The organism is Chelatococcus caeni (genome assembly GCF_014196925.1).
GTDB classification, from domain to species: Bacteria; Pseudomonadota; Alphaproteobacteria; order Rhizobiales; family Beijerinckiaceae; genus Chelatococcus_A; species Chelatococcus_A caeni.
In genome coordinates this window covers 440,841-466,165 of the sequence record NZ_JACIEN010000003.1, presented here as the reverse complement: position 1 = coordinate 466,165, position 25,325 = coordinate 440,841, and the positions used below count along the sequence as shown (strand labels likewise).

Annotated in this window: 21 protein-coding genes; 13 read left to right on the top strand and 8 right to left on the bottom strand. The window is 68.2% G+C overall.

Annotation, left to right across the window (positions count from 1 at the left end; translation table 11 throughout):
• Positions 1–43: 43 nt before the first annotated feature.
• From GGR16_RS15080 to GGR16_RS15040, 9 genes are all read left to right on the top strand, one after another.
• Positions 44–556, top strand: a complete 513-nt coding sequence (locus GGR16_RS15080) for a DUF992 domain-containing protein (RefSeq protein WP_026014809.1) — start codon at positions 44–46, stop codon at positions 554–556.
• A 130-nt stretch (positions 557–686) separates the two neighbouring features.
• On the top strand, positions 687–1,769 hold the full coding sequence (locus GGR16_RS15075; RefSeq protein ID WP_246373086.1) for an ABC transporter substrate-binding protein: 1,083 nt from the start codon (positions 687–689) through the stop codon (positions 1,767–1,769).
• A gap of 277 nt (positions 1,770–2,046) precedes the next feature.
• Positions 2,047–2,841 carry an ABC transporter ATP-binding protein gene (locus GGR16_RS15070; RefSeq protein ID WP_019400396.1) on the top strand — a complete coding sequence of 265 codons (795 nt, stop codon included), beginning with the start codon at positions 2,047–2,049 and terminating at the stop codon, positions 2,839–2,841.
• Entirely contained in the window at positions 2,834–3,658 is an 825-nt protein-coding gene (locus GGR16_RS15065; protein ID WP_019400397.1) for an ABC transporter permease, read from the top strand. The genes GGR16_RS15070 and GGR16_RS15065 overlap by 8 nt, the downstream gene beginning before the upstream one ends.
• 116 nt (positions 3,659–3,774) lie before the next feature.
• Entirely contained in the window at positions 3,775–5,829 is a 2,055-nt protein-coding gene (locus GGR16_RS15060) for an elongation factor G (RefSeq protein ID WP_183317103.1), read from the top strand.
• 55 nt (positions 5,830–5,884) lie between these two features.
• Positions 5,885–6,022 (top strand): hypothetical protein, encoded by a 138-nt coding sequence (locus tag GGR16_RS15055; protein WP_157672205.1) that lies wholly within the window; start codon positions 5,885–5,887, stop codon positions 6,020–6,022.
• Between the two features lie 51 nt (positions 6,023–6,073).
• A complete protein-coding gene (locus GGR16_RS15050; protein ID WP_183317102.1) occupies positions 6,074–7,804 on the top strand; it encodes an AMP-binding protein in 1,731 nt (576 codons plus the stop codon).
• Positions 7,805–7,897: 93 nt separating this feature from the next.
• Positions 7,898–8,845: a protein-methionine-sulfoxide reductase catalytic subunit MsrP gene (gene msrP / locus GGR16_RS15045; RefSeq protein WP_183317101.1), complete on the top strand. Its 948-nt coding sequence runs from the start codon at positions 7,898–7,900 to the stop codon at positions 8,843–8,845.
• A gap of 118 nt (positions 8,846–8,963) precedes the next feature.
• On the top strand, positions 8,964–9,452 hold the full coding sequence (locus GGR16_RS15040; RefSeq protein WP_183317100.1) for a hypothetical protein: 489 nt from the start codon (positions 8,964–8,966) through the stop codon (positions 9,450–9,452).
• 529 nt (positions 9,453–9,981) lie between these two features.
• On the opposite strand, the gene GGR16_RS15035 is transcribed toward GGR16_RS15040, so the two are convergent.
• From GGR16_RS15035 to GGR16_RS15025, 3 genes are all read right to left on the bottom strand, one after another.
• Positions 9,982–10,872, bottom strand: coding sequence for a LysR family transcriptional regulator (locus GGR16_RS15035; RefSeq protein ID WP_019400402.1), 891 nt, complete (start codon positions 10,870–10,872; stop codon positions 9,982–9,984).
• Positions 10,873–10,946: 74 nt separating this feature from the next.
• Positions 10,947–11,909 carry a thioredoxin-disulfide reductase gene (gene trxB, locus GGR16_RS15030; protein WP_019400403.1) on the bottom strand — a complete coding sequence of 321 codons (963 nt, stop codon included), beginning with the start codon at positions 11,907–11,909 and terminating at the stop codon, positions 10,947–10,949.
• 26 nt (positions 11,910–11,935) lie between these two features.
• Complete coding sequence (locus GGR16_RS15025) at positions 11,936–12,940, bottom strand: mitochondrial fission ELM1 family protein (protein ID WP_183317099.1); 1,005 nt, start codon at positions 12,938–12,940, stop codon at positions 11,936–11,938.
• A 114-nt stretch (positions 12,941–13,054) separates the two neighbouring features.
• Here GGR16_RS15025 and GGR16_RS15020 point away from each other — a divergent pair, with 114 nt between their 5' ends.
• Entirely contained in the window at positions 13,055–13,537 is a 483-nt protein-coding gene (locus tag GGR16_RS15020) for an Lrp/AsnC family transcriptional regulator (RefSeq protein ID WP_019400405.1), read from the top strand.
• A gap of 446 nt (positions 13,538–13,983) precedes the next feature.
• Here GGR16_RS15020 and GGR16_RS15015 read toward each other — a convergent pair whose 3' ends face one another.
• From GGR16_RS15015 to carA, 4 genes are all read right to left on the bottom strand, one after another.
• A complete protein-coding gene (locus tag GGR16_RS15015) occupies positions 13,984–14,538 on the bottom strand; it encodes a hypothetical protein (RefSeq protein WP_246373085.1) in 555 nt (184 codons plus the stop codon).
• 20 nt (positions 14,539–14,558) lie between these two features.
• Positions 14,559–15,032 carry a transcription elongation factor GreA gene (gene greA, locus GGR16_RS15010; RefSeq protein ID WP_019400407.1) on the bottom strand — a complete coding sequence of 158 codons (474 nt, stop codon included), beginning with the start codon at positions 15,030–15,032 and terminating at the stop codon, positions 14,559–14,561.
• A gap of 95 nt (positions 15,033–15,127) precedes the next feature.
• Positions 15,128–18,454: a carbamoyl-phosphate synthase large subunit gene (gene carB, locus GGR16_RS15005; RefSeq protein WP_019400408.1), complete on the bottom strand. Its 3,327-nt coding sequence runs from the start codon at positions 18,452–18,454 to the stop codon at positions 15,128–15,130.
• Positions 18,455–18,832: 378 nt separating this feature from the next.
• Positions 18,833–20,041: a glutamine-hydrolyzing carbamoyl-phosphate synthase small subunit gene (gene carA / locus GGR16_RS15000; protein WP_183317249.1), complete on the bottom strand. Its 1,209-nt coding sequence runs from the start codon at positions 20,039–20,041 to the stop codon at positions 18,833–18,835.
• Between the two features lie 166 nt (positions 20,042–20,207).
• Here carA and GGR16_RS14995 point away from each other — a divergent pair, with 166 nt between their 5' ends.
• Positions 20,208–20,660, top strand: a complete 453-nt coding sequence (locus GGR16_RS14995; RefSeq protein ID WP_055457516.1) for a GatB/YqeY domain-containing protein — start codon at positions 20,208–20,210, stop codon at positions 20,658–20,660.
• Positions 20,661–20,664: 4 nt separating this feature from the next.
• On the opposite strand, the gene GGR16_RS14990 is transcribed toward GGR16_RS14995, so the two are convergent.
• On the bottom strand, positions 20,665–20,889 hold the full coding sequence (locus GGR16_RS14990; protein WP_183317098.1) for a hypothetical protein: 225 nt from the start codon (positions 20,887–20,889) through the stop codon (positions 20,665–20,667).
• Positions 20,890–21,102: 213 nt separating this feature from the next.
• Here GGR16_RS14990 and dnaG point away from each other — a divergent pair, with 213 nt between their 5' ends.
• Positions 21,103–23,067 (top strand): DNA primase, encoded by a 1,965-nt coding sequence (gene dnaG, locus GGR16_RS14985; RefSeq protein ID WP_183317097.1) that lies wholly within the window; start codon positions 21,103–21,105, stop codon positions 23,065–23,067.
• A gap of 208 nt (positions 23,068–23,275) precedes the next feature.
• A complete protein-coding gene (gene rpoD / locus GGR16_RS14980) occupies positions 23,276–25,270 on the top strand; it encodes an RNA polymerase sigma factor RpoD (RefSeq protein WP_019401671.1) in 1,995 nt (664 codons plus the stop codon).
• Positions 25,271–25,325: the final 55 nt, after the last annotated feature.

Here is a 25,325-nt window from a genome sequence, read left to right as displayed (position 1 = left end):
GCGTTGTTGTCCCATCCTGTCCTCAGACAATGGGAGCCAAGCCGTGAGCAAGCGACCCACAGCGGCCACAACCCTGGCCGCCATCGCGATCGTCGGCATAGGGGGCATCGGCGCGCATCATGCCTTCGCACAATCGAGCCCCGTACGAGCATCGCCCAAAACCGAGGTGGGCCGCCTCGCCTGCAACGTCTCCGGCGGGGTCGGTTTCATCATCACCTCCCAGCGCGCTCTGAACTGCCGCTTCACGGACAACCGCGGCCGCACGGAGCAGTATGTCGGCACGATCCGCAAGTTCGGGCTCGACATCGGCGCAACGACGGGCGGCGTGCTTGTCTGGGCTGTCGCGGCCTCGACGAGCCGGCTCGGCCGCGGCGCCCTGCAGGGCGAATATGCCGGCGCGAGTGGTGAGGCGACGGTGGGCGCAGGTGTCGGCGCCAATGTCCTCGTCGGCGGCTCCAACCGTGCCGTCAGCCTCCAGCCGCTCTCCGTGCAGGGCCAGACCGGCCTCAACCTCGCGCTCGGCGTCGCCGACATGCGGCTCGAACTCGCCCGCTGAGGACCCGCGTCCACAACCGGAGCAAACCCCGGCACGAGCCGGGGTTTTCCTTGTTTACGGCAGCCGGCCGGCCCCGTATTGGTGTGCCCAACGCATCAGCGCCGAAGGCGCATCAAACGGGGGATGCTCAATGACAGGGGTTGCTTCTCGGCCGTCGGCGCGCTGGCGTCTGGCATCGATCGGGCGCAAGGCCGCGGTGGCGGCTTTCGTCGTCGCGGGCCTTGCAGGATCCGTGCTGCCGGCCGCGGCGCAGGAGAAGGTGACGGTCGGCGTGCTGCGCTTCGTCTCCTCGGGCGGGCTCTTCCTCGCCGTGGAGAAGGGCTATTTCAAGGACGAGGGGCTCGATGTCGAGCTGAAGTTCTTCGAGGCCGCGCAGCCCATCGCGCTCGCCGTCGTCTCCGGCGACACCGAGTTCGGCGTCACGGCCTTCACGGCCGGCTTCTACAATCTCGCTGGCAAGGGCGCGCTCAAGGTCATCGCCGCCCAGGCGCGTGAGAAGAAGGGCTACGAGGGCAACCTCGTGCTCGCCTCCAACGCCGCCTACGAGAAGGGCCTGACGAGCCTCGACAAGCTCTCCGGCAAGTCGGTCGGCATCACGCAGGTGGGCTCGTCCTTCCACTACCAGATGGGGCAGATCGCCGCCGCCAACGGCTTCGCGCTCAAGAGCGTCGAACTCAAGCCGCTGCAGTCGCTGCCCAACATGGTGGCGAGCATCAAGAGCGGGCAGGTCGACGCCATCATCATCGCGCCGCATCTTGCCAAGCCGCTCGCCGCCTCGGGCGAGGCCAAGCTCATCGGGCGCGTCTCCGACGTCACCGAGTACCAGTTCGGCGGACTGTTCACGAGCACCAAGATGACCACGGATAAGCGCGCCACGGTCGAGAAATTCGTGCGCGCCTACCAGAAGGGCGCCGAGGACTACGCCAAGGCGTTCCTCGCCAAGGATGCCTCGGGCAACATCGCCCATGCGCCCGACAGCGACGCCACGGCCGCGCTCGTCGCCAAGCACGTCTACCCGTCGGAGGAGCCGGCCCAGGCAGCAGCCAAGGTGAAGGGCGCGGCCTTCTTCGTCGACGAGAAGGCCCGGCTCGACGTCGCCGACATCCTGACCCAGGTGCAATGGCTGAAGGACGAGGGCCTCGTCGATGCGTCGGTGGACGCCAAGGCGATCCTCGACCTCAGCTTCATCGACGGGCACATCAACGCCAACTGAAAGCGGCCGCTCCCACCTCACAACCGTCATGCCCGCTCTTGTCGCGGGCATCCACGCCGCGACACTCGAGCAAGACCGAAAGGCATGGATGGCAATAGCAACGCGCTTGCGCGTTGCGTCTCGTCAAGATGGCGCAAATCGGGCTTGTCCGACTTGCGCGGACGAGCCCGGCCAGGACGTGGGAGAAATGTCGAGCGCCGCCCGTCTGAGGCGCCTTTTTCGGGTGTGATTACCTGCGGCGGCGCTCCCGCCGCAGCAATTGTTTGAAAGACCGGACATGCAGCTCATCGCCGACCATATCGCCCATGCCTACGGCCCCCTGCCGGTGCTGGACGACATCTCCTTCACCGTCGGGCCGGGCGAGGTCGTCGCCATCGTCGGCCCGTCGGGCTGCGGAAAGTCGACGCTGCTGCGCATCCTCGGCGGGCTCGAGAAGCCGCAGGCGGGGCGGGCGCTCGTCGCCGGCGCGCCGCCCGCTGCCTCGCTCAACCCGCTGACCTTCGTCTTCCAGGACTTCGCCCTGCTGCCCTGGCGTACCGTGGAAGGCAACGTGCGTCTGGTGCTGGAGGGGCACGGCCTGTCGCAGGCCGTCGTGGCGGAGACGATCCGCGACGTCCTCGCCCGCACAGGCCTCACCGATTTCGCCAGGGCCTATCCCAAGCAGCTCTCCGGCGGCATGCGCCAGCGCGTCGGCATCGCCCGCGCGCTCGCGGCGCGGCCGGCGGTGCTGCTGATGGACGAACCTCTGTCGGCGCTCGATGCGCAGACACGCGAACTGCTGATGGACGACCTCGTGGAACTCGTCTCGGGGGAGGGCAGCGCCGAGGCGCTCGGCATGGTCTATGTCACGCACAATCTCGACGAGGCGGTGCGGCTCGCCGACCGCATCCTCGTCCTGTCGCGCCGCCCCGGGCGCGTGCGCGAGACGGTCACCGTCGCCGGCGACCGGCGGGCGCGCCGCTCGGACGACCCGGAGCTGGTGCGCCGCGCCCGCGAGCTGTGGGAGCTGATCCGGGCCGATGCCGCCGAGGCGGACCGGGAACTCGCCGATGTGGAGACGATCAATGGCTGATGTGGCTCATGACCTGCGCCCGGCGGCCACGGCCGACAACCGTCCCGTCACCTTCCGCGGCGGGCTTTTCCTGCCGCGCACCCATCGGCTCGTCGGCTTCGCCGCCCTCGTCGCGCTCATCCTCCTGTGGCAGGCCGCCTCCAGCTTCGGCTGGATGAGCCCGGTCCTCGCCCCGAGCCCGGGCGAGGTGATTGACGCCCTCAAGCGCATGGCCCTCAGCGGCGAGCTCGCCACCCATCTCTCCGCCTCGCTCGTGCGGCTTGCGGGCGGCTTCGCCATCGGCGGCACGGCGGGCATCGCCTTCGGCATGGCCATCGGCCTGTCGAGCCTGGTGCGCTCGCCGGGAGCGACGCTGGTCGCGGCGCTCTTCCCCATCCCGAAGATCGCGCTCCTGCCGCTCTTCATCCTGTGGTTCGGCATCGGCGAAAGCTCGAAGGTGGCGACCATCGCCTTCGGCACCTTCTTCCCGATGGTGATCGCGACCTACGGGGCCGTGGACAATGTCGACCGCTCGCTCGTGCGCATGGGCCGCAGCTTCGGGCTGTCCTCCTTCGCCATCATCTCGAAGATCATCCTGCCGGGGGCCCTGCCGGGCATCCTGTCGGGCATGCGCATCGCCTCCTCCATCGGCATCGTCCTGCTCATCGCCGCCGAGATGATCGGCGCCAACGAGGGCGTCGGCGCCATGGTGCTGGCCGCCGGCAACCTCATGCAGTCGGACCGCCTGCTCGCCGGGGTCGTCGTGCTCTCGCTGCTCGGCCTCACCGTCGCGGGCGTCATCGGGGCCGTCGAAAAGCGCCTGCTCGCCTGGCGTTGAGCCGCGTCGCCCGCGCCGTTGCGGGCGCCGCCTCACCTCGACCCTTGATTCGCACGCTCGACGGCGTGACGATCACATGACGGCCCGAGCAGCCGTCATGTCAGGGAGAGGCGGCCATGGATGCCAACGGTAGAGAACGAGCGGGGCCCCGGTGCATCGCCATCGTCGGCCCCTACCAGAGTGGCAAGACCAGCCTGATGGAGGCCTGTCTCGCCCGCATGGGGGCGATCGACCGGCAGGGGAAGGTTGCGGACCGGAACACGACCGGCGATGCCTCGCCCGAGGCGCGGGCGCAGGGCATGAGCATCGAGCCCAACGTCGCGAGCGGCGATTTCCTCGGCGAGCGCTTCACCTTCGTGGATTGCCCGGGGTCCGTCGAGTTCCTGCACGACATGCGCACCGTCCTGCCGGCCTGCGATGCGGCCGTCGTCGTCTGCGAGGCGGACGACCGCAAGGTGCCGGCGCTCGAGCTCGTGATGCGCGAGCTCGAGGAGGCGGACGTGCCGCGCTTCCTGTTCCTCAACAAGATCGACGCGGCGAGCCGGCGCGTGCGCGAGACGCTCGCCAGCCTGCAGCGGGCGTCGCGCACGCCGCTCCTGCTGCGCCAGATCCCCATCTGGAAGGACGGCATCGCCATCGGCTTCATCGACCTCGCCCTGGAGCGGGCCTTCGTCTACCGCGAATATGCCGCGAGTGAGGTGATCGACCTGCCCGTCACCGAGGTCGGCCGCGAGAAGGAGGCGCGCTTCTCGATGCTCGAGCGGCTCGCCGACTACGACGACGAGCTCATGGAGGATCTCGTCGAGGAGATCGAGCCGCCACGCGACAGGGTGTTCGACGACCTCTCGCGCGAGGTGCGCGACATGCATGTCGTGCCGGTCCTGTTCGGCTCGGCCGAGCGCGGCAACGGTGTCACGCGCCTGCTCAAGGCGCTGCGCCACGAGGCGCCGCGGCTCGCCCAGACGCGGGTCCGCCTCGGCGTGCCGGAGGAGGGACCGCCGCTCGCCTTCGCCATGAAGACGATCCACAACGGCCAGGGCGGCAAGCTGACGCTGGCGCGCGTGCTGCGCGGCGCCATTTCCGAGGGCGACACGGTCGTGTCCTCGCGCGGGGGAGAGGCGCGCGTTGCCGGTATCGTCGACCTGAAGGGCCAGGGCCAGAGCCGCCGCGCCACGGCGGAGGAAGGTGAGACGGCGGCTTTCGCACGGCTCGACAATGTCGCGACGTCCGACGCCTTTGCCGCCGGCAAGGAGCGTCCGACGGCGATCGTCTCCGTCGCTCCGCCCGACCCCGTCTTCTCGCTCGCGCTCGTCGTGCGCGACCGCAAGGACGACGTGCGGCTGACGACGGCGCTCGCCAAGATCGTCGAGGAGGATCCCTCGCTCGTGCTCGAGCAGCGGCCCGACCTCGGCGAGATGCGCCTGTGCGGGCAGGGCGAGATGCACCTGCGCGTCGCCATGGCGCGGCTCGCCTCGCGCTTCGGCGTCACGGTCGACGTGCGCAAGCCGCAGATCGCCTATCGCGAGACCATCCGCCACGCGGCCCATGCCCGCGGTCGCCACAAGAAGCAGTCGGGCGGGCACGGCCAGTTCGGCGACGTCGTGCTGCATGTCGAGCCGCTGCCGCGCGGCGAGGGCATCGTCTTCACCGACACCATCGCTGGTGGCGTCGTGCCCAAGCAGTACATTCCCTCGGTGGAGATCGGCGTGCGCGAGGCGGCGGAGCGGGGACCGCTCGGCTTTCCCGTCGTCGACATGAAGGTGACGCTGACGGACGGCTCGTACCACACGGTCGATTCCTCCGACATGGCCTTCCGCGCCGCGGCAAGGCTCGCCATGGCCGAGATGCTGCCCAATGCCAAGCCGGTGCTGCTCGAGCCGATGCTGGCGGTGGAGATCGCCGTGCCGACGGAGGCGATGTCGAAGGCGACCGCGATCATCTCGGCGCGGCGGGGGCAGATCCTCGGCTACGACGGGCGGCCGGGCTGGCTCGGCTGGGACCTGGTGAGCGCCATGATCCCGGAGGCGGAGATGGACGACCTCATCGTCGAACTGCGCTCGGCCACCGCCGGTGTCGGCAGCTTCTCGGCGCGGTTCGACCATCTCGCCGAACTCAGTGGCAAGTCGGCCGATCAGGTCGTCACGGCCCGCGCCACGGCGGTCAGCGGCTGAGGGGCTGAGCGGACCAGACCATCTTCCCCCCTCTCCGTCCGCGAGGAGGGGGAAGATGATTCTCCTGCGCTTTTGCGCCGTTCTCGCGGGCCGTCGATGCGCCGAAGCGGCCGGGCCGCGGCTGCAGGCGCTTTCATGCGGTCATTTCGGCGCCGAATCCCGCGTCTATCGACAGTCTTTCCCGCCTGAATGAGAATGGGCGAAGAGCCGGCGCAACCGGCCGGGACAGGAGAGGGAGAACGTCATGGTGGAGGCGACCGAGGCGCGGCACGGGACCAACGAGCAACTGATGGCGAGGCGGCCGTGGCTGCGGTCCTATCCGCCGACGGTTGCCGCGGAGATCGATACGGACGATCTCGGCACGCTCGCCGACCTCTTCTACGATGCGACGCGCGACTTCGCCGACCGGCCGGCCTTCGAGAGCTTCGGCAAGGCGCTCTCCTACGCTGAACTGCGCGTCGCCGCCGAAGCGGTAGCCTCCTGGCTGCAGGCCCGCGGCATCAACAAGAGCGATCGCGTGGCGCTCATGATGCCGAACGTGCTCGCCTATCCGGCGGCGATGTTCGGCGCGCTCATCGGCGGCTGCACGGTGGTCAACGTCAACCCGCTCTATACGCCGCGCGAACTCGCGCACCAGGTGAACGACGCCGGGGCGCGCGTGCTCGTGGTGCTGGAGAACTTCGCCCATACGGTGGCCGAGGCGCTGCCGCAGATGAAGCTCGACCACGTCGTCATCGCCACGCCGGGCGACCTGATGGGCCTCAAGGGCACGATCGTCAATCTCGTGTCCCGGCACGTGAAGAAGGCGGTCAAGCCCTACAGCATTCCGGGCGCCGTGCGCTTCGCGGCGATCCTTGCCGAGGGCCGGCGCCGCGCGCCCGATCCGGTCGCCCTGACGCCGCAGGACGTCGCCTTCCTGCAATATACGGGCGGAACGACCGGTGTCGCGAAGGGCGCGGTGCTCACGCACGGCAACATCACCGCCAATGTCGCCCAGATGAAGGCCTGGCTCGGGGGCTGGGTGAAGACGGACGGGAGCCGCCACGTCATGGTGACGGCCCTGCCGCTCTATCACATCTTCTCCCTCACCGTATGCTGCATGATGATGATGCGCATCGGTGCCTGCGGCCTGCTCATCGCCAATCCGCGCGACATCCCCGGCTTCGTGAAGACGCTGAAATCGCGACCCTTCACCATGATCAGCGGCGTCAACACGCTCTACAACGCGCTTGCGCACAACCCGCAGATCGGGGACGTCGACTTCTCGCCCGTGCAATTGTGCATCTCGGGCGGCATGGCGACCCAGGCGGCGGTGGCCAAGCGCTGGAAGGACATTACCGGCAAGCCGATCATCGAGGGCTACGGCCTGTCCGAGACATCGCCGGTCGTCTCCGCCAACCGGCTCGACATCGAGGAATTCACCGGCACCATCGGCTTTCCCCTGCCGTCGACGGATGTCGCCATCCGCAGCCTCGACAACACCGACGCTCCCTTCGGCGAGGTCGGGGAATTGTGCGTGCGCGGCCCGCAGGTCATGGCGGGCTACTGGCAGCGCCCGGACGAGACGGCGAAGGTGATGACCGCCGACGGCTATTTCCGCACCGGCGACCTCGCCGTCGAGGACGAGGAGGGGTCCTTCCGCATTGTCGACCGCATGAAGGACATGGTGCTGGTCTCCGGCTTCAACGTCTATCCCAATGAGGTCGAGGATGTCCTCGTCCGGCATCCGAAAGTGCTGGAGGCGGCGGTCGTCGGCCAGCCGGACGAGCATTCGGGCGAGATGGTGCTGGCCTATATCGTCAAGCGGGACGAGAGCCTGACGGAGGAGGAACTGCGCGCCTTCGCGCGCGAGAACCTCACCTCCTACAAGGTGCCGCGCCGCGTCGTGTTCCGCGACAGCCTGCCCAAGACCAATGTGGGCAAGGTGCTGCGCCGGGCGCTCAGGGACGAGGCGCAGGCCGACGGGCAGCCGTGAGCCGACGAGCGCTCCCGAAGGCGTGAGTTGTCGCCGGCCGCGCGTGGCTCTACCCCTGTGCACGGAGGGCGGATCTGCCTCGGGAGCGCATCCATGCTGATCAGGACACCACCCGGCTGGCGCATGCCGGAAGCGGCCGCCACACCGGAGGCGATTTTCTTCAACCGCCGTGCCTTCCTGGCGGGCGCCGCCGGTCTTGCCCTCCTCGGAGCCGGCCGCACGGCGCGGGCCCAAGATGCGCCCGCCGGGCCTTATCCCGCGCCGCGCAACGAGCGTTTCGTGCTCGACCGGGGCGTGACCCCGGAGGAGATCAACACCTCCTTCAACAATTTCTACGAATTCGGCTCCCACAAGCGCGTCGCCGCCGGGGCCGAGGCGCTCGCGACCGATCCGTGGACCATCAAGGTCGACGGGCTCGTCGAGCAGCCCTTCGAGATCGGCTTCGACGAGCTCCTCAAGACCATGCCGCTGGAGGAGCGGCTCTATCGGCACCGCTGCGTCGAGGCCTGGGCCATGGCCGTGCCGTGGACCGGCTTTGCCCTCAGCGCCCTCGTGGAGCGCGCGCGCCCGCTCGGCTCGGCGAAATACGTCGTCATGCAGACCTTCCACGACCCGAAGATCGCCTCCGGTCAGCGACAGACGTGGTATCCGTGGCCCTACACCGAGGGCCTGACCATGGCCGAGGCGACGAACGAGCTCGCCTTCCTCGTCACCGGCGCCTACGGCAAGCCGCTGCCGAAGGTGATGGGGGCGCCGCTGCGCCTCGCCGTGCCGTGGAAATACGGCTTCAAGTCCATCAAGTCGATCAACCGCATTTCCTTTTCCGAAACGCGGCCGACGAGCTTCTGGGAGGCGCTGCAGCCCGCCGAGTACGGCTTCTGGGCGAATGTGAACCCTGAGGTGCCGCACCCGCGCTGGAGCCAGGCCGCGGAGGAGATGATCGGCACGGGCGAGATGTTCCCCACGCAGATCTACAACGGCTACGGCGAGTTCGTGGCCGGGCTCTACAGCGGCCTCGAGGGCGAGAAGCTCTTCCTCTAGGCGGAGCGCCACACTCATGCATCTCGTGCAGAAACTGCGAGCGCCCCCGCGCGCGGTCCATGGTGCACGTGCGCATTCTGCCGTTTAAGGTGCGCACGGCTCATGCAGCGGGGAAGCCATGCCGTCCGGTTCACAGACATTGACCGCCACCTTGCGGCGCCCGCGGAAGCAGTTCTGGCGGGATGTCCTCATCTTCGCACTGCTCGGCCCGGTCTTCGGGCTGGTCGCCGCCCTATGGGGCATTCCGCTGGCGTTCATTGCCACAGGGAGCCGCATTTTCCACGCTCCCGCGCCCGTCGATCTTGGCGTCCTCAAGTTCCTGCCGCTGGGCTATTATATCGGCCTTCTGCCGGCGCTGGTTGCGGGGTTCGTCCATGCGGGGCTCAGCAGGCGAGGGATCCTGCCCCCGCTTCGCCTGGCCATCGTCGTCGTCGGTGTCGGGGCTGTCGCAGGCTATGTCGGCGTCGCCTTGGCGATCGGCGGCATCCGCGGTTTCAACGACTGGCTGGCGTTGAGTGCGGCGGCCGGTGCGGTCGCCGCCACCCTCTGCTTCGCCCTTTGCGAGTTCCTCGACCTGAAGCGGTTGCGGCGGGCAAGGTCACTATAGCCGGCGCGCAAGAAAAAAGGCCGGGTTCCTGAGGGAACCCGGCCTGAAGTCATGTCCGACCGAAGCCGGAACACTTCCAGAGGGGAACGGCCGAAATGGGCTCTACGCCGGGAGGAGGTGCGGAGCCCATCGCCTTCAGCCACGAGTGATATGGGCCTTCGCCAGCGCTTCCGCAACGCAGCCGGGGACATGTCAGCCATGCATCCAGCGTCGGCATCGCGCAGCGGCGTGGCGCGCGAGGCGCCGGCCGCAAGTGCCAAGAAAAAAGGCCGGGTTCCTGAGGGAACCCGGCCTAAGTCATGTCCGACCGAAGTCGGAACACTTCCAGAGGGGAACGGCCGAAATGAGCTCTACGCCGGGAGGAGGTGCGGAGCCCATCGCCTTCAGCCACGATTGATATCGGCCTTTTCCTGCCTTTTTGCAATGCAACATGGGGCATGTCAGCTATGCAGGTGCCGCATGTTTATGCAGGTCATATGTCATAATTCCGCTTTAAAAAGCTGAATATATCCCGCACCGATTCAGCAGCTCAGTAGGTCCAGCGCTGGGCCTTGCTGATCAGGAAGTCGCGGAAGACCTGCACCCGCGCAACGTTCTTCATCTCTTCCGGATAGACGAGATAGCTCTCCAGCGAGGGCATTTCCACATCGGTCAGGATCTGCACCAGACCGAGCCCCGGCTCGACGATGTAATCGGGCAGCACCGCGATGCCCGCGCCGCGCTCGACGGCCTTCTTCAACGCCGTGATATTGTTGACGACGAGATGGTAGGGGCGCGGATCCTTGGGATCGCGGCCCGCCGTCGCAAGCCAGTGCACCGCCAACAGGTAATGCGGCATCGAGCCGCCGAAGGACAAGATGCGGTGGTTGTCCAGGTCCACCAGCTTCTCCGGCTGTCCGAAGCGCTTGAGATATTCGGTGGACGCATAGACGTGGAAGTGCACCGTGAACAGGCGGCGCTGGATGAGGTCGCCTTGCACCGGCTGGCGCAGGCGGATGGCGACGTCGGCCTGACGCATGGACAGGTCGAGCTCCTCGTCCGACAGGATGAGTTCCACCCGCACCTCGGGGTAATGGTCGAGGAACTCGCCGATGCGCGGCGTCAGCCAGTTGGTGCCGAGGCCGAGCGTCGTCGTCACGCGCAGGGTGCCCGACGGGCGCTCGCGCGACTCGGCGAGGCGCGCGCGCGTCGCGTCGAGCCGCATGGTCATGTCGCGCGCGGCGCGGAAGAGCAGCTCGCCCTGCTCGGTCAGGATGAGGCCCCGGGCATGGCGGTGGAAGAGCGGGGCCTTCAACTCGCGCTCGAGCGCGCTCACCTGCCGGCTGACGGCCGACTGGCTGAGTCCGAGATCATCGCCGGCACGCGTGAAGCTGCCTGCCTCGGCGACAGTGTAGAAAATCCTGATCTTGTCCCAATCCACGGCCGCCCCCGCTGGCCTTCCGCCTGTTGTGCCGGCAGCGCCCGGGGGGGCCACCGTCGCGTTTCCTCGTTGATTTATTCGGCCGCTTCGCGCGTGGCCTCGCGGACCGTCAGCCAGCGCTCGGCGTCGAGTGCGGCCATGCAGCCGAGGCCGGCGGCCGTGACCGCCTGCCGGTAGACATCGTCGGTGACGTCGCCTGCGGCGAAGACACCCTCGATGTTCGTGCGCGTCGTGCCCGGCTCGGTCCTGATGTAGCCGCTCGGGCTCATGTCGAGCTGGCCGACGAACAGCTCGCTCGCCGGCTTGTGGCCGATGGCGATGAAGACGCCGTCGGTCCGGCGCTCGCTGACGGCGCCGGTCTTGACGTTCTTCAGGCGCACGTGGGTCACCGAGGCGGGCGTTCCCTCGCCGCAGATCTCTTCGAGCGCCGTGTCCCATACCAGCTCGATCCTGGGATGCTGGAACAGGCGATCCTGCAGGATGCGCTCGGCGCGCAGCTCGTCGCGGCGGTGAACCAGCGTGACCTTGGCCGCGATGTTGGCGAGGTAGAGCGCCTCCTCCACGGCCGTGTTGCCGCCGCCGATGACCACGACCTCCTTGCCGCGGAAGAAGAAGCCGTCGCAGGTGGCACAGGCCGAGACGCCGAAGCCCTGGAAGGCCTCCTCCGACGGCAGGCCGAGCCACTTGGCCTGGGCGCCGGTGGCGATGATCAGCGCGTCGCAGCTGTAGGTGTCGCCGCCGTCGCCGGTGAGGCGGAAAGGCCGCTGCGACAGGTCGACGGCGCCGATGTAGTCGCTGACGATGCGCGTGCCGACGTGTTCGGCCTGCAGACGCATCTGCTCCATCAGCCAGGGGCCCTGGATGACATCGGCAAAGCCCGGGTAGTTCTCGACGTCGGTCGTGATGGTGAGCTGCCCGCCCTGCTGCAGGCCCGTGACGAGAACGGGCTCCAGCATGGCGCGGGCAGCATAGATGGCAGCGGTATAGCCGGCCGGGCCGGAGCCCAGGATGAGGACCTTAGCATGCGTGTGCGTCATGGCGGACCGATCGACTGTTCGCCCTTTCAGGCGTCTGCGACAGGAGCGTCGCGGGGTGAAGAGAGGAAGCGCCTGCGATGGGCCTCGTAGGCCCGGGCGACAGCCTCTGCAATGCTCGGGGTTGAATCTAAGGGTTGGTATGCGCTTCCTTCAAGTCTCCCCCGAAAGGCGTGCACAATTCCTGCGCGCCTGAGACCTTCCAGCAACGCTTTGAGGCGCGGATGGCCGCCGCTCGGCTCGAAGACGAGCACCGGGCGGCCCGTGACCGCCGCCTCCCCGGCCATGTTGGTCGAATCGGCCGTGACGACGACGGCCTCCGCGAGGGCGAGCATGGCGACATAGGGATTGTCGCCGCAGCCGTCCCACAGATAGACGTTCTCCTCCTCGGCGAGCTCGGCGAGCGCCGTGCGCAGCGCCGGCGGCGTGCGCCGCGAGGCCGTGATCATCAGCGAGACGCCGCTGGCCCGCAGCGACTTCAGCCCCGTGACGAAACCGGCGATGTCGGCGGGCGTGAAGGTGTGATGCCGGCTGTCGCCGCCGACGAGGACGGCCGCGCGCGGCAAGGGAAGGGCGGCGAGGCTTGCAGGCGGCGCGGCCCGCGCGGCGGTGATCCGCGCGGCCGAGATGCGGTGCGGCGGCGTCAGCGTCGCCATGACGTTCTCGCCGCGCAGCCTGTCGTGCTCGCCGACCCAGATGAAATCGGCGGCGGAGGCCCCCGTGCGGGGATCCTTCAGGAAGACGGTGAAGGTGCGTCCGCCCGAAGCGTGCTTGACGTGGCGCAGATAGGGCACGGCGCGGCGGCCGGAGGCGATGACAAGGTCGGGAAAGGGCGGTGCGATAGGGCTCGCGGGCTGCCCGGACGCCTCGCGCGGATCGATGGGGCCCCACGGCATCAGCCAGGACCAGGGCGCGCGGGGGGCGATGCGGCGCAGCTGCGGCTCGATGCCGAGCGCGGCCGCGAGGCCGAGGCACTGGGTCTCGTCGCCCGCCTTGCCGTCGGTGAGGATCCAGGCGCTGTCAGCGTGCAACATCGTGAGACTCTCTTGCGAACTCGGCGCCCGAATCATACTAAATCAGGCGACCACCGTGCCCGTGCCTCGTCGCATGACGCAATCGTCCGGCACCTGCGAGAAGGATAATCGCGCTTGCGCGTGGAACTCGACGCGACGGACTGGAAGATCCTGAAGGAACTCCAGGCAGACGGCCGCATCACCAATGTGGAGCTGGCGCGCCGCGCCGGACTTTCCGCGCCTCCCTGCCTGCGCCGCGTGCGGGCGCTCGAGGAAGCCGGCATCATCCGGGGCTACCGGGCGATCCTCGACCAGCGGCGCCTGGGCTATGATGTCACCTGCTTCGCCATGGTCAATCTCGCGAGCCAGGCCGAGGCGGACCTCGAGGCCTTCGCCGCGCGCATCCGCCAGATGCCGCTGGTGCGCGAATGCTGGACCCTGTCGGGCGAGACGGACTTCCTCCTCAAATGCGTGGCGCCGGACCTGCGCTCCTTCCAGTCCTTCGTGCTGGAGCTGACGGCGATGCCGAACGTGCGCAACGTGCGCACGGCGCTGACGCTCGACCTCGTCAAGGACGAGCCGATCGTGCCGATGGCGGACGGATCGGGAGCGGGGTAGGGGCGGACCGGCTGGCCGGGCGTTTGGGTTATCAGCCGGTCGCGTCGGGACCGCTGGCCCGATTCTCACCGCCGCCGTGCCCACGCTTGTCGCGGGCATTGACGGCCGAGAACGGCGTGCAGGCGTCATGGCCGGGCTTGTCTCGGCCATCCACGCTCTTCGACCTCGCGCCAGCATCACGGCGTGGATGCCCTCGACAAGCGCGGGCATGACGGCTGAGGGGGCTGGATGGTCTTGTCACGCCATGCATTCGGTCAATGTCCAGACCGCTCACGGCAACCGTTTCCCACGTTCAATCAATGTCTTGAAGCCAGGCGAGGACGTCGATCGGACAGCCGGGACAAGCCCGGCCAAGACGGCGGGGGATGTCGGACCGGCGCTGTGGGCGCCGTCTGATCGGCTCGACCGATGCGATGTCGTTGCGTAGGCCAAACAGGTGCGCGGGGCTACCGTCCGACGATCTTGCGCTTGACCCAGTCGGCATAGAGCTGGGCGATGGTGGCGGCGCGGCGCTGTTCGTTGTCGGCGAGATACCACGGGCCGGAATAGCTCGACGGCAGGGCGAAGAGGATCGGGTAGCGCGCCTCGATCTCGCCGCGGCGGCCGACGATGAGCGCCTCGCCGTCGAGATAGTCGCTGTCGGAGCCGCCCTCCGCGAAATCCGTGCCGTTGATGCGGATGGAGGTGCCGCCCGACCAGGCCGACAAGGTGAGGCTCTTGAGGCGCACGACGAGACGCGGCGCCGTGCGGTCGCGCGGAGCGAGCCGGCCGGCGAAGGCGCTCGCGAGCGCCTCCGACAGGCTGTCGCCGACGAGCGTCGCGAAGGGGCCCTGGCCTTGCGCGACGAGGGCCGAGATGTCGACCGAGATGGCCGAGAGGCGCAGCGCCTCGGCCTCGCCCGCCGGCAGCGGCGTCGTCCCCGGCGTGACGCAGGCGCCGAGCGCCAGCGTGCCGGCGAGCGCGGCCATGCCGAGGAGGTGACGACGCGACACCGTTGCCATGGAAGGCCTCCGAATCCGGATCAGCCGAAGCGGACGTTGATGATCTCGTATGACTTGCCGCCGCCGGGGGTCACCACCTCGACGCTGTCGCCGATGGACTTGCCGATGAGGGCGCGGGCAACCGGGGAGGTGACGGAGACGCGGCCGGAATGGACGTCCGCCTCGGGCTCGCCGACGATCTGGTAGACCTTCTCCTCCTCCGTGTCCTCGTCGACGAGGGTCACGGTGGCGCCGAACTTTACGGTGTGGCCATTGAGCTTGCTGAGGTCGATGACGTCGGCGCGCGACAGGAGGCTCTCGAGCTCCTGGATGCGGCCCTCGTTGAGGCTCTGCGCTTCCTTGGCGGCGTGATATTCCGCGTTCTCCGAGAGGTCGCCGAGCGCACGCGCCTCGGCGATCGCCTGGATGATGCGCGGACGCTCCTCCTGCTGGCGGCGCTTGAGCTCCGCTTCGAGGGCCGCATAGCCTGAGGCGGTCATCGGGATCTTTTCCATCGCGTACGTTCTCTCACAACAAAGATGCCGTCCGGGGCCGCAATCGTACCCCGTGACGCGTGATGAAACTCGACGTGTTGCGGCCTGCGTCTCGCCTAGGCGCTCTTCGAGCCGGCCGGCCAGTACTCCTGCAACGCTCGCACCTCGAGGTCGCCGGCGAGATAGGCCTTGATACCTTCGGCGGCGGCGGCCGCACCGGCAAGAGTGGTGTAATAGGGCACCTTATGCAAGAGGGCCGCGCGGCGCAGCTCGCGCGAGTCGTGCAGGGCCTGCGCGCCCTCCGTCGTGTTGAAGACGAGGTGGATCGAGCCGTTCTTGATGGCATCGACGACGTTCGGCCGGCCTTCCAGAACCTTGTTGATACGCTCGGCCGCCACGCCCTTCTCGGCGAGGAAGCGCTGGGTGCCGCTCGTCGCCACCACGGTAAAGCCGAGGTCGGCGAGCGTCTGCACCACGGGCAGGATCCGGTCCTTGTCGGCGTCGCGGACGGAGACGAAGACCGTGCCGTCCTTCGGCACCTTGGTGCCGCCGCCGAGCTGGCTCTTGGCGAAGGCGACCCCGAAGGAGCGGTCGAGGCCGATGACCTCGCCGGTGGAGCGCATCTCCGGACCAAGCAGCACGTCGACGCCGGGGAAGCGGGCGAAGGGGAACACGGCCTCCTTCACGCCGATATGCGCCAGCTCCTTGGGCCTCAAGCCGAAATCGGCCAGCTTCTCGCCGGCCATGATGCGGGCCGCGATCTTGGCGATGGGCTCGCCGATGACCTTGGCGACGAAAGGCACCGTGCGCGAGGCGCGCGGATTGACCTCGAGCACGTAGATGTCGCCGTTCTTGATGGCGTACTGCACGTTCATGAGGCCGCCGACGTCGAGCGCGAGCGCGAGCGCCTTCGTCTGGCGCTCCAGCTCCTCCAGCGTCTCGGGCGAGAGCGAGCGCGGCGGCAGCGAGCAGGCCGAGTCGCCGGAGTGGATGCCGGCTTCCTCGATGTGCTCCATGATGCCGGCGATGAAGACGTCCTTGCCGTCGCAGAGGCAGTCGACGTCCACCTCGATGGCGTCCGAGAGGTAGCGGTCGAAGAGCAGCGGGTTCTTGCCGAGCAGGGTGTTGATCTGGCCGGTCTTGTCGTTGGGATAGCGCGCCTTGATGTCGTGCGGCACCAAGGCCGGCAGCGTGCCGAGCAGGTAGTCGCCGAAGGTGTCCTCGTCGCGGATGATGGCCATGGCGCGGCCGCCGAGCACGTAGGACGGGCGCACGACGAGCGGCAGGCCGACCTCGGCGGCGACGAGCCGGGCCTGCTCGACGGAATAGGCGATGCCGTTCTTCGGCTGCTTGAGGCCGAGCCGGTCGAGCAGGCGCTTGAAGCGGTCGCGGTCCTCGGCAAGGTCGATGGCATCGGGCGAGGTGCCGAGGATCGGCACCTTGTGCTCCTCCAGCGCGCGGGCGAGCTTCAGGGGCGTCTGCCCGCCGAACTGCACGATGACGCCGTGCAGGGTGCCGTTCTGCCGCTCGGTGTCGATGATCTCGATGACGTCCTCCGCCGTCAGCGGCTCGAAATAGAGCCGGTCGGAGGTGTCGTAGTCGGTCGAGACCGTCTCCGGGTTGCAGTTGACCATGATGGTCTCGTAGCCCGCATCGTCGAGGGCGAAGCAGGCATGGCAGCAGCAATAGTCGAACTCGATGCCCTGGCCGATGCGGTTCGGCCCGCCGCCGAGGATGACGACCTTCTTGGCGTCCGAGGGCTGCGCCTCGTCCGCCGGGGAGCCGGCGAAGGGCGCCGCATAGGTCGAGTACATATAGGCGGTGGGGGAGGCGAATTCGGCCGCGCAGGTGTCGATGCGCTTGAAGACCGGGCGCACGCCGAGCGAACGGCGTAGGGCCTTGACCTCCTCCTCGCTCTTGCCGGCGAGGACGGCGAGGCGCGCATCCGAGAAGCCCATGGCCTTCAGCTGCCGGAAGGCGCCAGGCGTCGTCGGCAGGCCGTACTTGCGGACCTTCGCCTCCGTCTCCACGATCCCCTGCATCTGCGCGATGAACCAGGGATCGATCTTGCAGGTCTCGTGGATCTGCTCGGCATCGACGCCGAGCCGCAAGGCCTGGGCGACGTTGAGGAGGCGCTCCGGCGTCGGCGTGCCGAGGGCTGCCTTGATGGCGTTCTTGTCGTCGCCCTGGCCGAGGCCGGGAATCTCGATCTCGTCGAGGCCGGTGAGGCCCGTCTCCAGCGAGCGCAGCGCCTTTTGCAGGCTCTCCTGGAAGGTGCGGCCGATGGCCATCGCCTCGCCGACCGACTTCATGGCCGTCGTCAGCACCGGCGCGGCGCCGGGGAACTTCTCGAAGGCGAAGCGCGGGATCTTGGTGACGACGTAGTCGATCGTCGGCTCGAAGGAGGCGGGCGTCGCCCCGCCGGTGATGTCGTTGGCGATCTCGTCGAGCGTGTAGCCGACCGCGAGCTTGGCCGCCACCTTGGCGATTGGGAAGCCGGTGGCCTTCGACGCCAGGGCCGACGAACGCGAGACGCGCGGGTTCATCTCGATGACGATCATGCGCCCGTTCGCCGGATTGACGGCGAACTGGACGTTGGAGCCGCCGGTCTCGACGCCGATCTCGCGCAGCACGGCGAGCGAGGCGTCGCGCATGATCTGGTATTCCTTGTCCGTCAGCGTCAGCGCCGGCGCCACCGTGATGGAATCGCCCGTGTGCACGCCCATCGGGTCGATGTTCTCGATGGAGCAGACAATGATGCAGTTGTCCGCTTTGTCGCGGACGACCTCCATCTCGTACTCCTTCCAGCCGAGCACGCTCTCCTCGATCAGCACCTCGTTCGTCGGGGAGGCGTCGATGCCGCGCTCGACGATGTCGATGAACTCTTCCTTGTTGTAGGCGATGCCGCCGCCGGTGCCGCCGAGCGTGAAGGAGGGGCGGATGATGGCCGGCAGGCCGATGTCGTCGAGGGCCTTCAAGGCATCGGCGAGATTGTCGATGTGGTGCGATTTCGGCGTGTCGAGGCCGATCTTGGTCATGGCCTCGCGGAAGAGCTCGCGGTCCTCGGCCTTGTCGATCGCCTCGGCGGTGGCGCCGATCATCTCGACGCCGAATTTCTCGAGCACGCCCATCTTCTTGAGCGACAGGGCGCAGTTGAGCGCCGTCTGGCCGCCCATGGTCGGCAGCAGGGCGTCGGGGCGCTCCTTCTCGATGATCTTCGCCACGATCTCGGGCGTGATCGGCTCGACATAGGTCGCGTCGGCGAGATCGGGATCGGTCATGATCGTCGCCGGGTTCGAATTGACGAGGATGATGCGGTAGCCTTCCGCCTTCAGCGCCTTGCAGGCCTGGGTGCCCGAATAGTCGAACTCGCACGCCTGTCCGATGACGATCGGCCCGGCGCCGATGATGAGGATCGAGGCGATGTCGGTGCGTTTGGGCATGCGTGTCGCTCGCGTCTTCGTCGTGACCTGGGGCGCCCGGCAGGACCGGCCGGGCACATAAAAAAAGGCCGCGCCATCGGCCTTCCATGAGAGCCGGAGCGCGTCCCCGTGTGTGCGTGGCGGGGAGCTTGCTCCGTCCACGTTCCGGCCCTCTTAGACGAGAATCGTCGACGTGGAAAGGGTTGTGCGCCCTGCGCATGGGTGCGCCCGTGCCGCGCGCTCACATGGCCGGCGCAGCGGGCGTTGCCGCAGGCGCCGCGGGCCCCTGATCGCGACCGGGACTAGCCGGCGCGCAGGGTGTGCGGCCGACGAGGCTCCCGGATCGCAGCGGGTGCGGCAATAATCCGTTCGCCGGGGGCGCGCCGGGCGCCGGGGCCCTCAGGCCCGCTCGGTGCCGGGCTTGTGCCTGTCCATCATCTCGACGAAGCGGTCGAAGAGGTAATGGCTGTCCTGCGGGCCGGGGGAGGCTTCCGGGTGGTGCTGCACCGAGAAGGCGGGGCGGTCCTTCAGCGCGATGCCGCAATTGGAGCCGTCGAAGAGCGAGACATGCGTCTCCTCGGCGTTCTCCGGCAGGCTGTCGCGGTCGATGGCGAAGCCATGGTTCATGGACACGATCTCGACCTTGCCGGTCGTGTAGTCCTTGACCGGATGGTTCGCGCCGTGGTGGCCCTGGTGCATCTTGGCCGTCTTCGCACCCACGGCGAGGCCGAGCATCTGGTGGCCGAGGCAGATGCCGAAGGTCGGCACCTTCCGGTCGAGCAGCGAGCGGATCAGCGGCACGGCATATTCACCGGTGGCGGCGGGGTCGCCCGGGCCGTTGGAGAGGAAGACGCCGTCGGGAGAGAGGGCGAGGACGTCCTCGGCGGTCGCCGTCGCCGGCACCACGGTGACCTTGCAGCCGCGGGCGGCGAGGAGGCGCAGGATGTTGCGCTTGACGCCGTAGTCCACCGCGACGACGTGGTGCCTGGCCTCTCCTTCGCGCCGGCCATAGCCCTCGCCGAGCACCCAGGTCGTCTCGTCCCATTCGTAGCGCTGGGTGGTGCCGACGAGAGGCACGAGGTCGAGCCCGTCCATCGACGGCACCTCGGCGGCGAGCTTCTTCAGGCGCTCGATGTCGAAATTGCCGGCGGGATCATGCGCGATGACGGCATTGGGCATGCCCTTCTCGCGGATGAGGGCGGTGAGCGCACGGGTGTCGATGCCGGAGAGGCCGACGATGCCGCGGGCCTTGAGCCAGGCGTCGAGATGGCGCGTCGCGCGCCAGTTCGAGGGCTCCGTCACGTCGGCGTGGACGATGATGCCGCGCACCTCGGCCGAGGCGGCCATGTTGACCGTCTCGATGTCCTCGTCGTTGACGCCGACATTGCCGATGTGGGGAAAGGTGAAGGTGATGATCTGCCCGGCGTAGGAGGGGTCCGTGAGGATTTCCTCGTAGCCCGTCATCGCCGTGTTGAAGCAGACCTCGCCGGTCGATTCGCCGGTTGCGCCGAGGCCGAAGCCTTCGAGCACGGTGCCGTCCGCCAGGACGAGGACAGCGGTTGCGCGCGGCTCTTGCCAACCGCCCGCCATTGCGTCGTCTTGCAGCATCGCCATGATCAGTTTAAGCCCTCGGCCGACGCCATCACGTCCGGCCATGAAAAACCGGGCCGGCCGCTTGCGGCCGTCCGCGCCACTGGCGGCGGAACCTAAGAAGCGCGGGCGCCGGCGTCAATGTACTTGTCGTGATGGAAGCCATAACAACGAGAGGATCGTCATGCGCGCACGCTTCACAGAGGCCATGAAGGAAGCCATGCGGGCGGGCGACAAGCCGCGGCTCGCGACCGTGCGGCTCATCCAGGCCGCCCTCAAGGACAAGGACATCGAGGCCCGCGGCGCCGGCCGCGGCGAGGCGAGCGAGGAGGAGATCCTCGCCATGCTGCAGAAGATGATCAAGCAGCGCCAGGAATCGGCCGAGATCTACGAGAAGGGCGGCCGGCCGGAACTCGCCGAGCAGGAGCGGGGCGAGATCGCCGTCATCACCTCCTTCCTGCCCCAGCAGATGGACGAGGCCGAGGTCGGCGCGGCGATCGACGCGGCCATCGCCGAGACCGGGGCCGCCGGCATCAAGGACATGGGCAAGGTGATCGGCGCCCTGAAGGCGAAATATGCCGGGCGCATGGATTTCGCCAAGGCGAGCGCGATGGTGAAGGCCAAGCTCGCGGGGTGAGCCGTCAGACCTCGACGAGATCGAGCCTCTTCTCGATACGGTCGAGGCGGGCCTCGATACGGTCGATGCGGGATGACAACGAGGCGTATTGCTGCTCGAGCAGCCCGTATCGTTGCTCGAGAAGGCCGAGGCGCTGCTTGATCTCGCGATTGTCCTCGCGTAGCGCATCGACCTTCTCGTCGATGCGCCTCAGGTAGCGCAGGATGATGTTGTCCGGTTCCTCGGCCATGCCAAATTGTCGAGTGGTTGACGGGGCATGTCAATCGATCCCCGCCCGGGCGGGCGCCGCTGCGTGATACTCTGGCGAGCCGGTTGAACCCGGGCCCGGATTCGGAGAAGCCTGTGGATTGCGTTGATAAGCTCGTCCGCCAACTGCTTTGCGCCGGGGCGACACGCACGCAGTGCGCTTTCGGCTAGGATGCGTTAGAGCAAAGGCAGGACGATGCGTTTTCCGCCTTCCATCCTCGAGGAGATCAGGGCGCGGCTGCCGGTGACGGCGGTGGTGGGCAAGCGCGTGCGCCTTATCAAGGCGGGGCGCGAGTGGAAGGGCCTGTCGCCCTTCAACGCCGAGAAGACGCCGTCCTTCTACGTCAACGACCAGAAGGGCTTCTATCACTGCTTCTCCTCCGGCAAGCACGGCGACATCTTCACCTTTCTCATGGAGGTCGACGGGCTCTCCTTCCCCGAGGCGGTGGAGCGGCTCGCGGCCGAGGCGGGCGTGACGCTGCCGAAGGTCTCGCGCGAGGCGGCTGCCGAGGAGGAGAAGCGCAAGAGCCTGCACGACGTGCTCGAGCTCGCCGCGTCTTTCTTCGAGGCGACGCTCGCCGCGCGCGAGGGGGCGAAGGCGCGGGACTATCTCGCCGGCCGCGGCCTCGGCCCCGACATCCAGCGGCGCTTCCGCATCGGCTATGCGCCGGCCGACCGCTTCGCGCTGCGCGACCACCTCGCGGCCAAGGGCGTGCCGTCGGAGATGATGGTCGAGGCCGGGCTGCTCGTGACGGGCGAGGACGTCGCCGTCCCCTACGACCGCTTCCGCGACCGGGTGATGTTTCCCATCGCGGACGTGCGCGGGCGGGTGATCGCCTTCGGCGGGCGGGCGATGAGCGCCGACATGCCGGCGAAATACCTCAACTCGCCCGAGACCCCGCTCTTCCACAAGGGGCGGCTCCTCTACAACCACCACCACGCCCGCAAGGCGGCGCACGACAGGGGCGCGGTCATCGCCGTCGAGGGCTATGTCGACGTCATCGCCTTGAGCGCAGCGGGCATCCATCACGCCGTCGCGCCGCTCGGCACGGCGCTGACGGAGGAGCAGCTCGCCCTCCTGTGGCGCATGGCCGACGAGCCGATCCTGTGCTTCGACGGCGACAAGGCCGGCCAGCGCGCCGCCTTCCGCGCCATCGACGTGGCGCTGCCGGCCCTGCAGCCGGGCAAGTCGCTGCGCTTCGCCCTCCTGCCGGAGGGGCAGGATCCGGACGACCTCGTGCGCAGCCGCGGGCCGGCGGCGATGGAGGCGGTGCTGGCGCAGGCGCGGCCCCTGTCGGACATGCTGTGGGCGCGCGAACTGGAGGCCGGGCCGCTCGACACGCCGGAGCGGCGGGCCGCGCTGGAGCGGCGCATCGGCGAGGTGCTCGGGCAGGTTCGGGACGAGGTGCTGCGGCGACATTATCGCGCAGATTTGATGGCGCGGCTCGGCGAGATGGCGCCCGCCGGCGCGATGCCGGCAGCGGCAGGCGGCCGTGGCGGTACCTGGCGCGGTCGCGACGGCGGGGGGCAGCGCGGCTACGGCCGCGCGCCCGGCAACTGGCGCGGCGGGGCGGGCCAGCGTGCCGCCGCCGCCTCCGTGCCTAAGGCGAGCCCATTGCTCGCCCGTCATCCGCTGTTCGCCGCCAGCGCACCCGCGGTTTCGCCGCGCGAGGCCTTGATCCTCATGACGCTGCTCGTGCATCCGCGCCTGCTCGAGGAGCATTGCGAGGCCATTGCGACGCTCGACTTTTCCGACGCGCAGGCGGCGCGTCTCAGGGCTGCGCTCGTCGATGCGGCGGCCGAGGGCACGAGCGACGGCGCTGCCATTTCCGCGCGGTTGGAGCGGGCGGGGCTCGGTCCCGTCATCGAGCAGTTCCGCCGTGCGGTGCGGCCCGGTGACGCCTGGGTACTTGAATCCGGCGCCGATTTGTCGGATGTGGAGAATGCCCTGCGTCAGGCCATCATCTTGCAAAGGCGCCGCCGCTCGCTACATAGCGAGTTGAAGGCGGCCGAGCGCGCATTGGCGCAGGACGACAGCGAGGCCAACCTCGTGCTGTTGTGCGATCTGCAGGCGCAGATAACATCGCTCGACGGTGCCGAGGCGGAGGTGGAGGCGGTCCGGACGCAGGCGGGAAACCTCGTACCGGGACGTAGCTCATGATGCGGGCCGCAGGCAAGATGCACCGGCCACGAAAGTTGTGGTCGACAGGTGAAGCCGGGAGATGGTTAACGGTTAGGCAAACGATCTTTGGCTTGATCGGCAGATGAGTGATTTGGGTGGCCCGGCCCGTGCCGGCGCTGCCTTTTCGTCTGTTGCAGCCGGAGAGCCTGCCGGGCGCGATGGACCGGGGCGAGTGGAGCAGTCAAATATGGCGACGAAAACGACGGAACGGGACGAGACGCAGGAAACGGCGGAAACGCAAACCGACAGCCCGCTGCTCGACCTGACCGACGCCGCTGTCAAGCGGATGATCAAGCTCGCCAAGAAGCGCGGCTACGTCACCTATGACGAGTTGAACGAGGTCCTGCCCTCGGAGGAGTTCTCCTCCGAGCAGATCGAGGACGTGCTCGCCCAGCTCAACGAGATGGGCATCAACGTCATCGAGTCGGAAGAGGCGGACGACGCCAACGCCGAGGGCGGCGAGACCGAGGAAGAGGAAGTCGACGGCGGCGACCTCGTCGAGGCGACGCGCTCGGCCCTGCCGGCCAAGGTCGAGACGAAGAGCGAGCCCGCCGAGCGCACCGACGATCCCGTGCGCATGTATCTGCGCGAGATGGGCTCCGTCGAGCTTCTCTCGCGCGAGGGCGAGATCGCCATCGCCAAGCGCATCGAGGCCGGCCGCGAGGCCATGATCGCCGGCCTGTGCGAAAGCCCGCTCACCTTCCAGGCCATCATCATCTGGCGCGACGAGCTCGTCGAGGGCCGCGTCCTGCTGCGCGACATCATCGACCTCGAGGCGACCTATGCCGACCCCGAGGGCAAGGGCACCCCGCGCGTCGCGGAGGACGGCGAGGACAGCGAGGAAACGGCCAGCGAGGACGAGAGCGCCATCGCCGAGGCCGAAGGCGACATGGACGAGGACGACATGGAGAACAACGTCTCCCTGTCGGCCATGGAGGCGGAGCTGAAGCCCCGCGTCCTCGAGACCTTCGACAGCATCGCCGAGAACTACAAGAAGCTGCGCCGCCTGCAGGACCAGGACATCGAGAACCGCCTGCAGAACCTCAAGCTGTCGCCGTCCCAGGAGCGCAAGTACAAGAAGCTCAAGGACGACATCATCGTCGACGTGAAGTCGCTGTCGCTCAACCAGAACCGCATCGATGCGCTGGTTGAGCAGCTCTACGACATCAACAAGCGGCTGATCGGCCTCGAGGGCCGGCTGATGCGCCTTGCCGAAAGCTATGGCGTGGCGCGCGAGGACTTCCTGCGCCAGCACCAGGGCGCCGAGCTCGACCCCAAGTGGGTGCTGCGCGTCTCCAAGCTCGGCACGCGCGGCTGGCGCGACTTCGTCGCCAACGAGAAGGACCGCATCAAGGACCTGCGCCAGGAGATCCAGACGCTCGCCTCCGAGACGGGGCTCGAGATCCTCGAGTTCCGCAAGATCGTCGCCATGGTGCAGAAGGGCGAGCGCGAGGCGCGCCAGGCGAAGAAGGAGATGATCGAGGCGAACCTGAGGCTCGTCATCTCCATCGCCAAGAAGTACACGAACCGCGGCCTGCAGTTCCTGGACCTCATCCAGGAGGGCAACATCGGCCTCATGAAGGCGGTCGACAAGTTCGAGTACCGGCGCGGCTACAAGTTCTCGACCTACGCCACCTGGTGGATCCGCCAGGCCATCACGCGCTCCATCGCGGACCAGGCGCGCACCATCCGCATCCCGGTGCACATGATCGAGACGATCAACAAGATCGTCCGCACCAGCCGGCAGATGCTGCACGAGATCGGCCGCGAGCCGACGCCGGAGGAGCTGGCCGAGAAGCTCGCCATGCCGCTCGAGAAGGTGCGCAAGGTGCTGAAGATCGCCAAGGAGCCGGTGTCGCTCGAGACGCCCATCGGCGACGAGGAGGACAGCCACCTCGGCGACTTCATCGAGGACAAGAACGCCGTCCTGCCCATCGACGCGGCGATCCAGTCCAACCTGCGCGAGACGACGACGCGCGTGCTCGCCTCGCTCACGCCGCGCGAGGAGCGCGTGCTCCGGATGCGCTTCGGCATCGGCATGAACACCGACCACACCCTCGAGGAGGTCGGCCAGCAGTTCTCGGTGACGCGCGAGCGCATCCGCCAGATCGAGGCCAAGGCGCTGCGCAAGCTCAAGCACCCGAGCCGCTCGCGCAAGCTGCGCAGCTTCCTCGACAACTGATCGTCCCGGACGGGAAGACAAGGGCGGCCGAAAGGCCGCCCTTCTTTTTTGAGCT

Excerpts from the sequence above, each read along its gene's own strand:
- GGR16_RS15070 (WP_019400396.1), top strand. The coding sequence starts at position 2,047 with ATGCAGCTCATCGCCGACCATATCGCCCATGCCTACGGCCCCCTGCCG.
- trxB (WP_019400403.1), bottom strand. The coding sequence starts at position 11,909 with ATGACGCACACGCATGCTAAGGTCCTCATCCTGGGCTCCGGCCCGGCC.
- GGR16_RS15060 (WP_183317103.1), top strand. The coding sequence starts at position 3,775 with ATGGATGCCAACGGTAGAGAACGAGCGGGGCCCCGGTGCATCGCCATC.
- carA (WP_183317249.1), bottom strand. The coding sequence starts at position 20,041 with ATGCTGCAAGACGACGCAATGGCGGGCGGTTGGCAAGAGCCGCGCGCA.
- GGR16_RS15055 (WP_157672205.1), top strand. The coding sequence starts at position 5,885 with ATGATTCTCCTGCGCTTTTGCGCCGTTCTCGCGGGCCGTCGATGCGCC.
- GGR16_RS15025 (WP_183317099.1), bottom strand. The coding sequence starts at position 12,940 with ATGTTGCACGCTGACAGCGCCTGGATCCTCACCGACGGCAAGGCGGGC.
- rpoD (WP_019401671.1), top strand. The coding sequence starts at position 23,276 with ATGGCGACGAAAACGACGGAACGGGACGAGACGCAGGAAACGGCGGAA.
- GGR16_RS15015 (WP_246373085.1), bottom strand. The coding sequence starts at position 14,538 with ATGGCAACGGTGTCGCGTCGTCACCTCCTCGGCATGGCCGCGCTCGCC.
- GGR16_RS15040 (WP_183317100.1), top strand. The coding sequence starts at position 8,964 with ATGCCGTCCGGTTCACAGACATTGACCGCCACCTTGCGGCGCCCGCGG.
- GGR16_RS14990 (WP_183317098.1), bottom strand. The coding sequence starts at position 20,889 with ATGGCCGAGGAACCGGACAACATCATCCTGCGCTACCTGAGGCGCATC.
- dnaG (WP_183317097.1), top strand. The coding sequence starts at position 21,103 with ATGCGTTTTCCGCCTTCCATCCTCGAGGAGATCAGGGCGCGGCTGCCG.
- greA (WP_019400407.1), bottom strand. The coding sequence starts at position 15,032 with ATGGAAAAGATCCCGATGACCGCCTCAGGCTATGCGGCCCTCGAAGCG.
- GGR16_RS15075 (WP_246373086.1), top strand. The coding sequence starts at position 687 with ATGACAGGGGTTGCTTCTCGGCCGTCGGCGCGCTGGCGTCTGGCATCG.
- GGR16_RS15065 (WP_019400397.1), top strand. The coding sequence starts at position 2,834 with ATGGCTGATGTGGCTCATGACCTGCGCCCGGCGGCCACGGCCGACAAC.
- GGR16_RS15050 (WP_183317102.1), top strand. The coding sequence starts at position 6,074 with ATGGTGGAGGCGACCGAGGCGCGGCACGGGACCAACGAGCAACTGATG.
- GGR16_RS14995 (WP_055457516.1), top strand. The coding sequence starts at position 20,208 with ATGCGCGCACGCTTCACAGAGGCCATGAAGGAAGCCATGCGGGCGGGC.
- carB (WP_019400408.1), bottom strand. The coding sequence starts at position 18,454 with ATGCCCAAACGCACCGACATCGCCTCGATCCTCATCATCGGCGCCGGG.
- msrP (WP_183317101.1), top strand. The coding sequence starts at position 7,898 with ATGCTGATCAGGACACCACCCGGCTGGCGCATGCCGGAAGCGGCCGCC.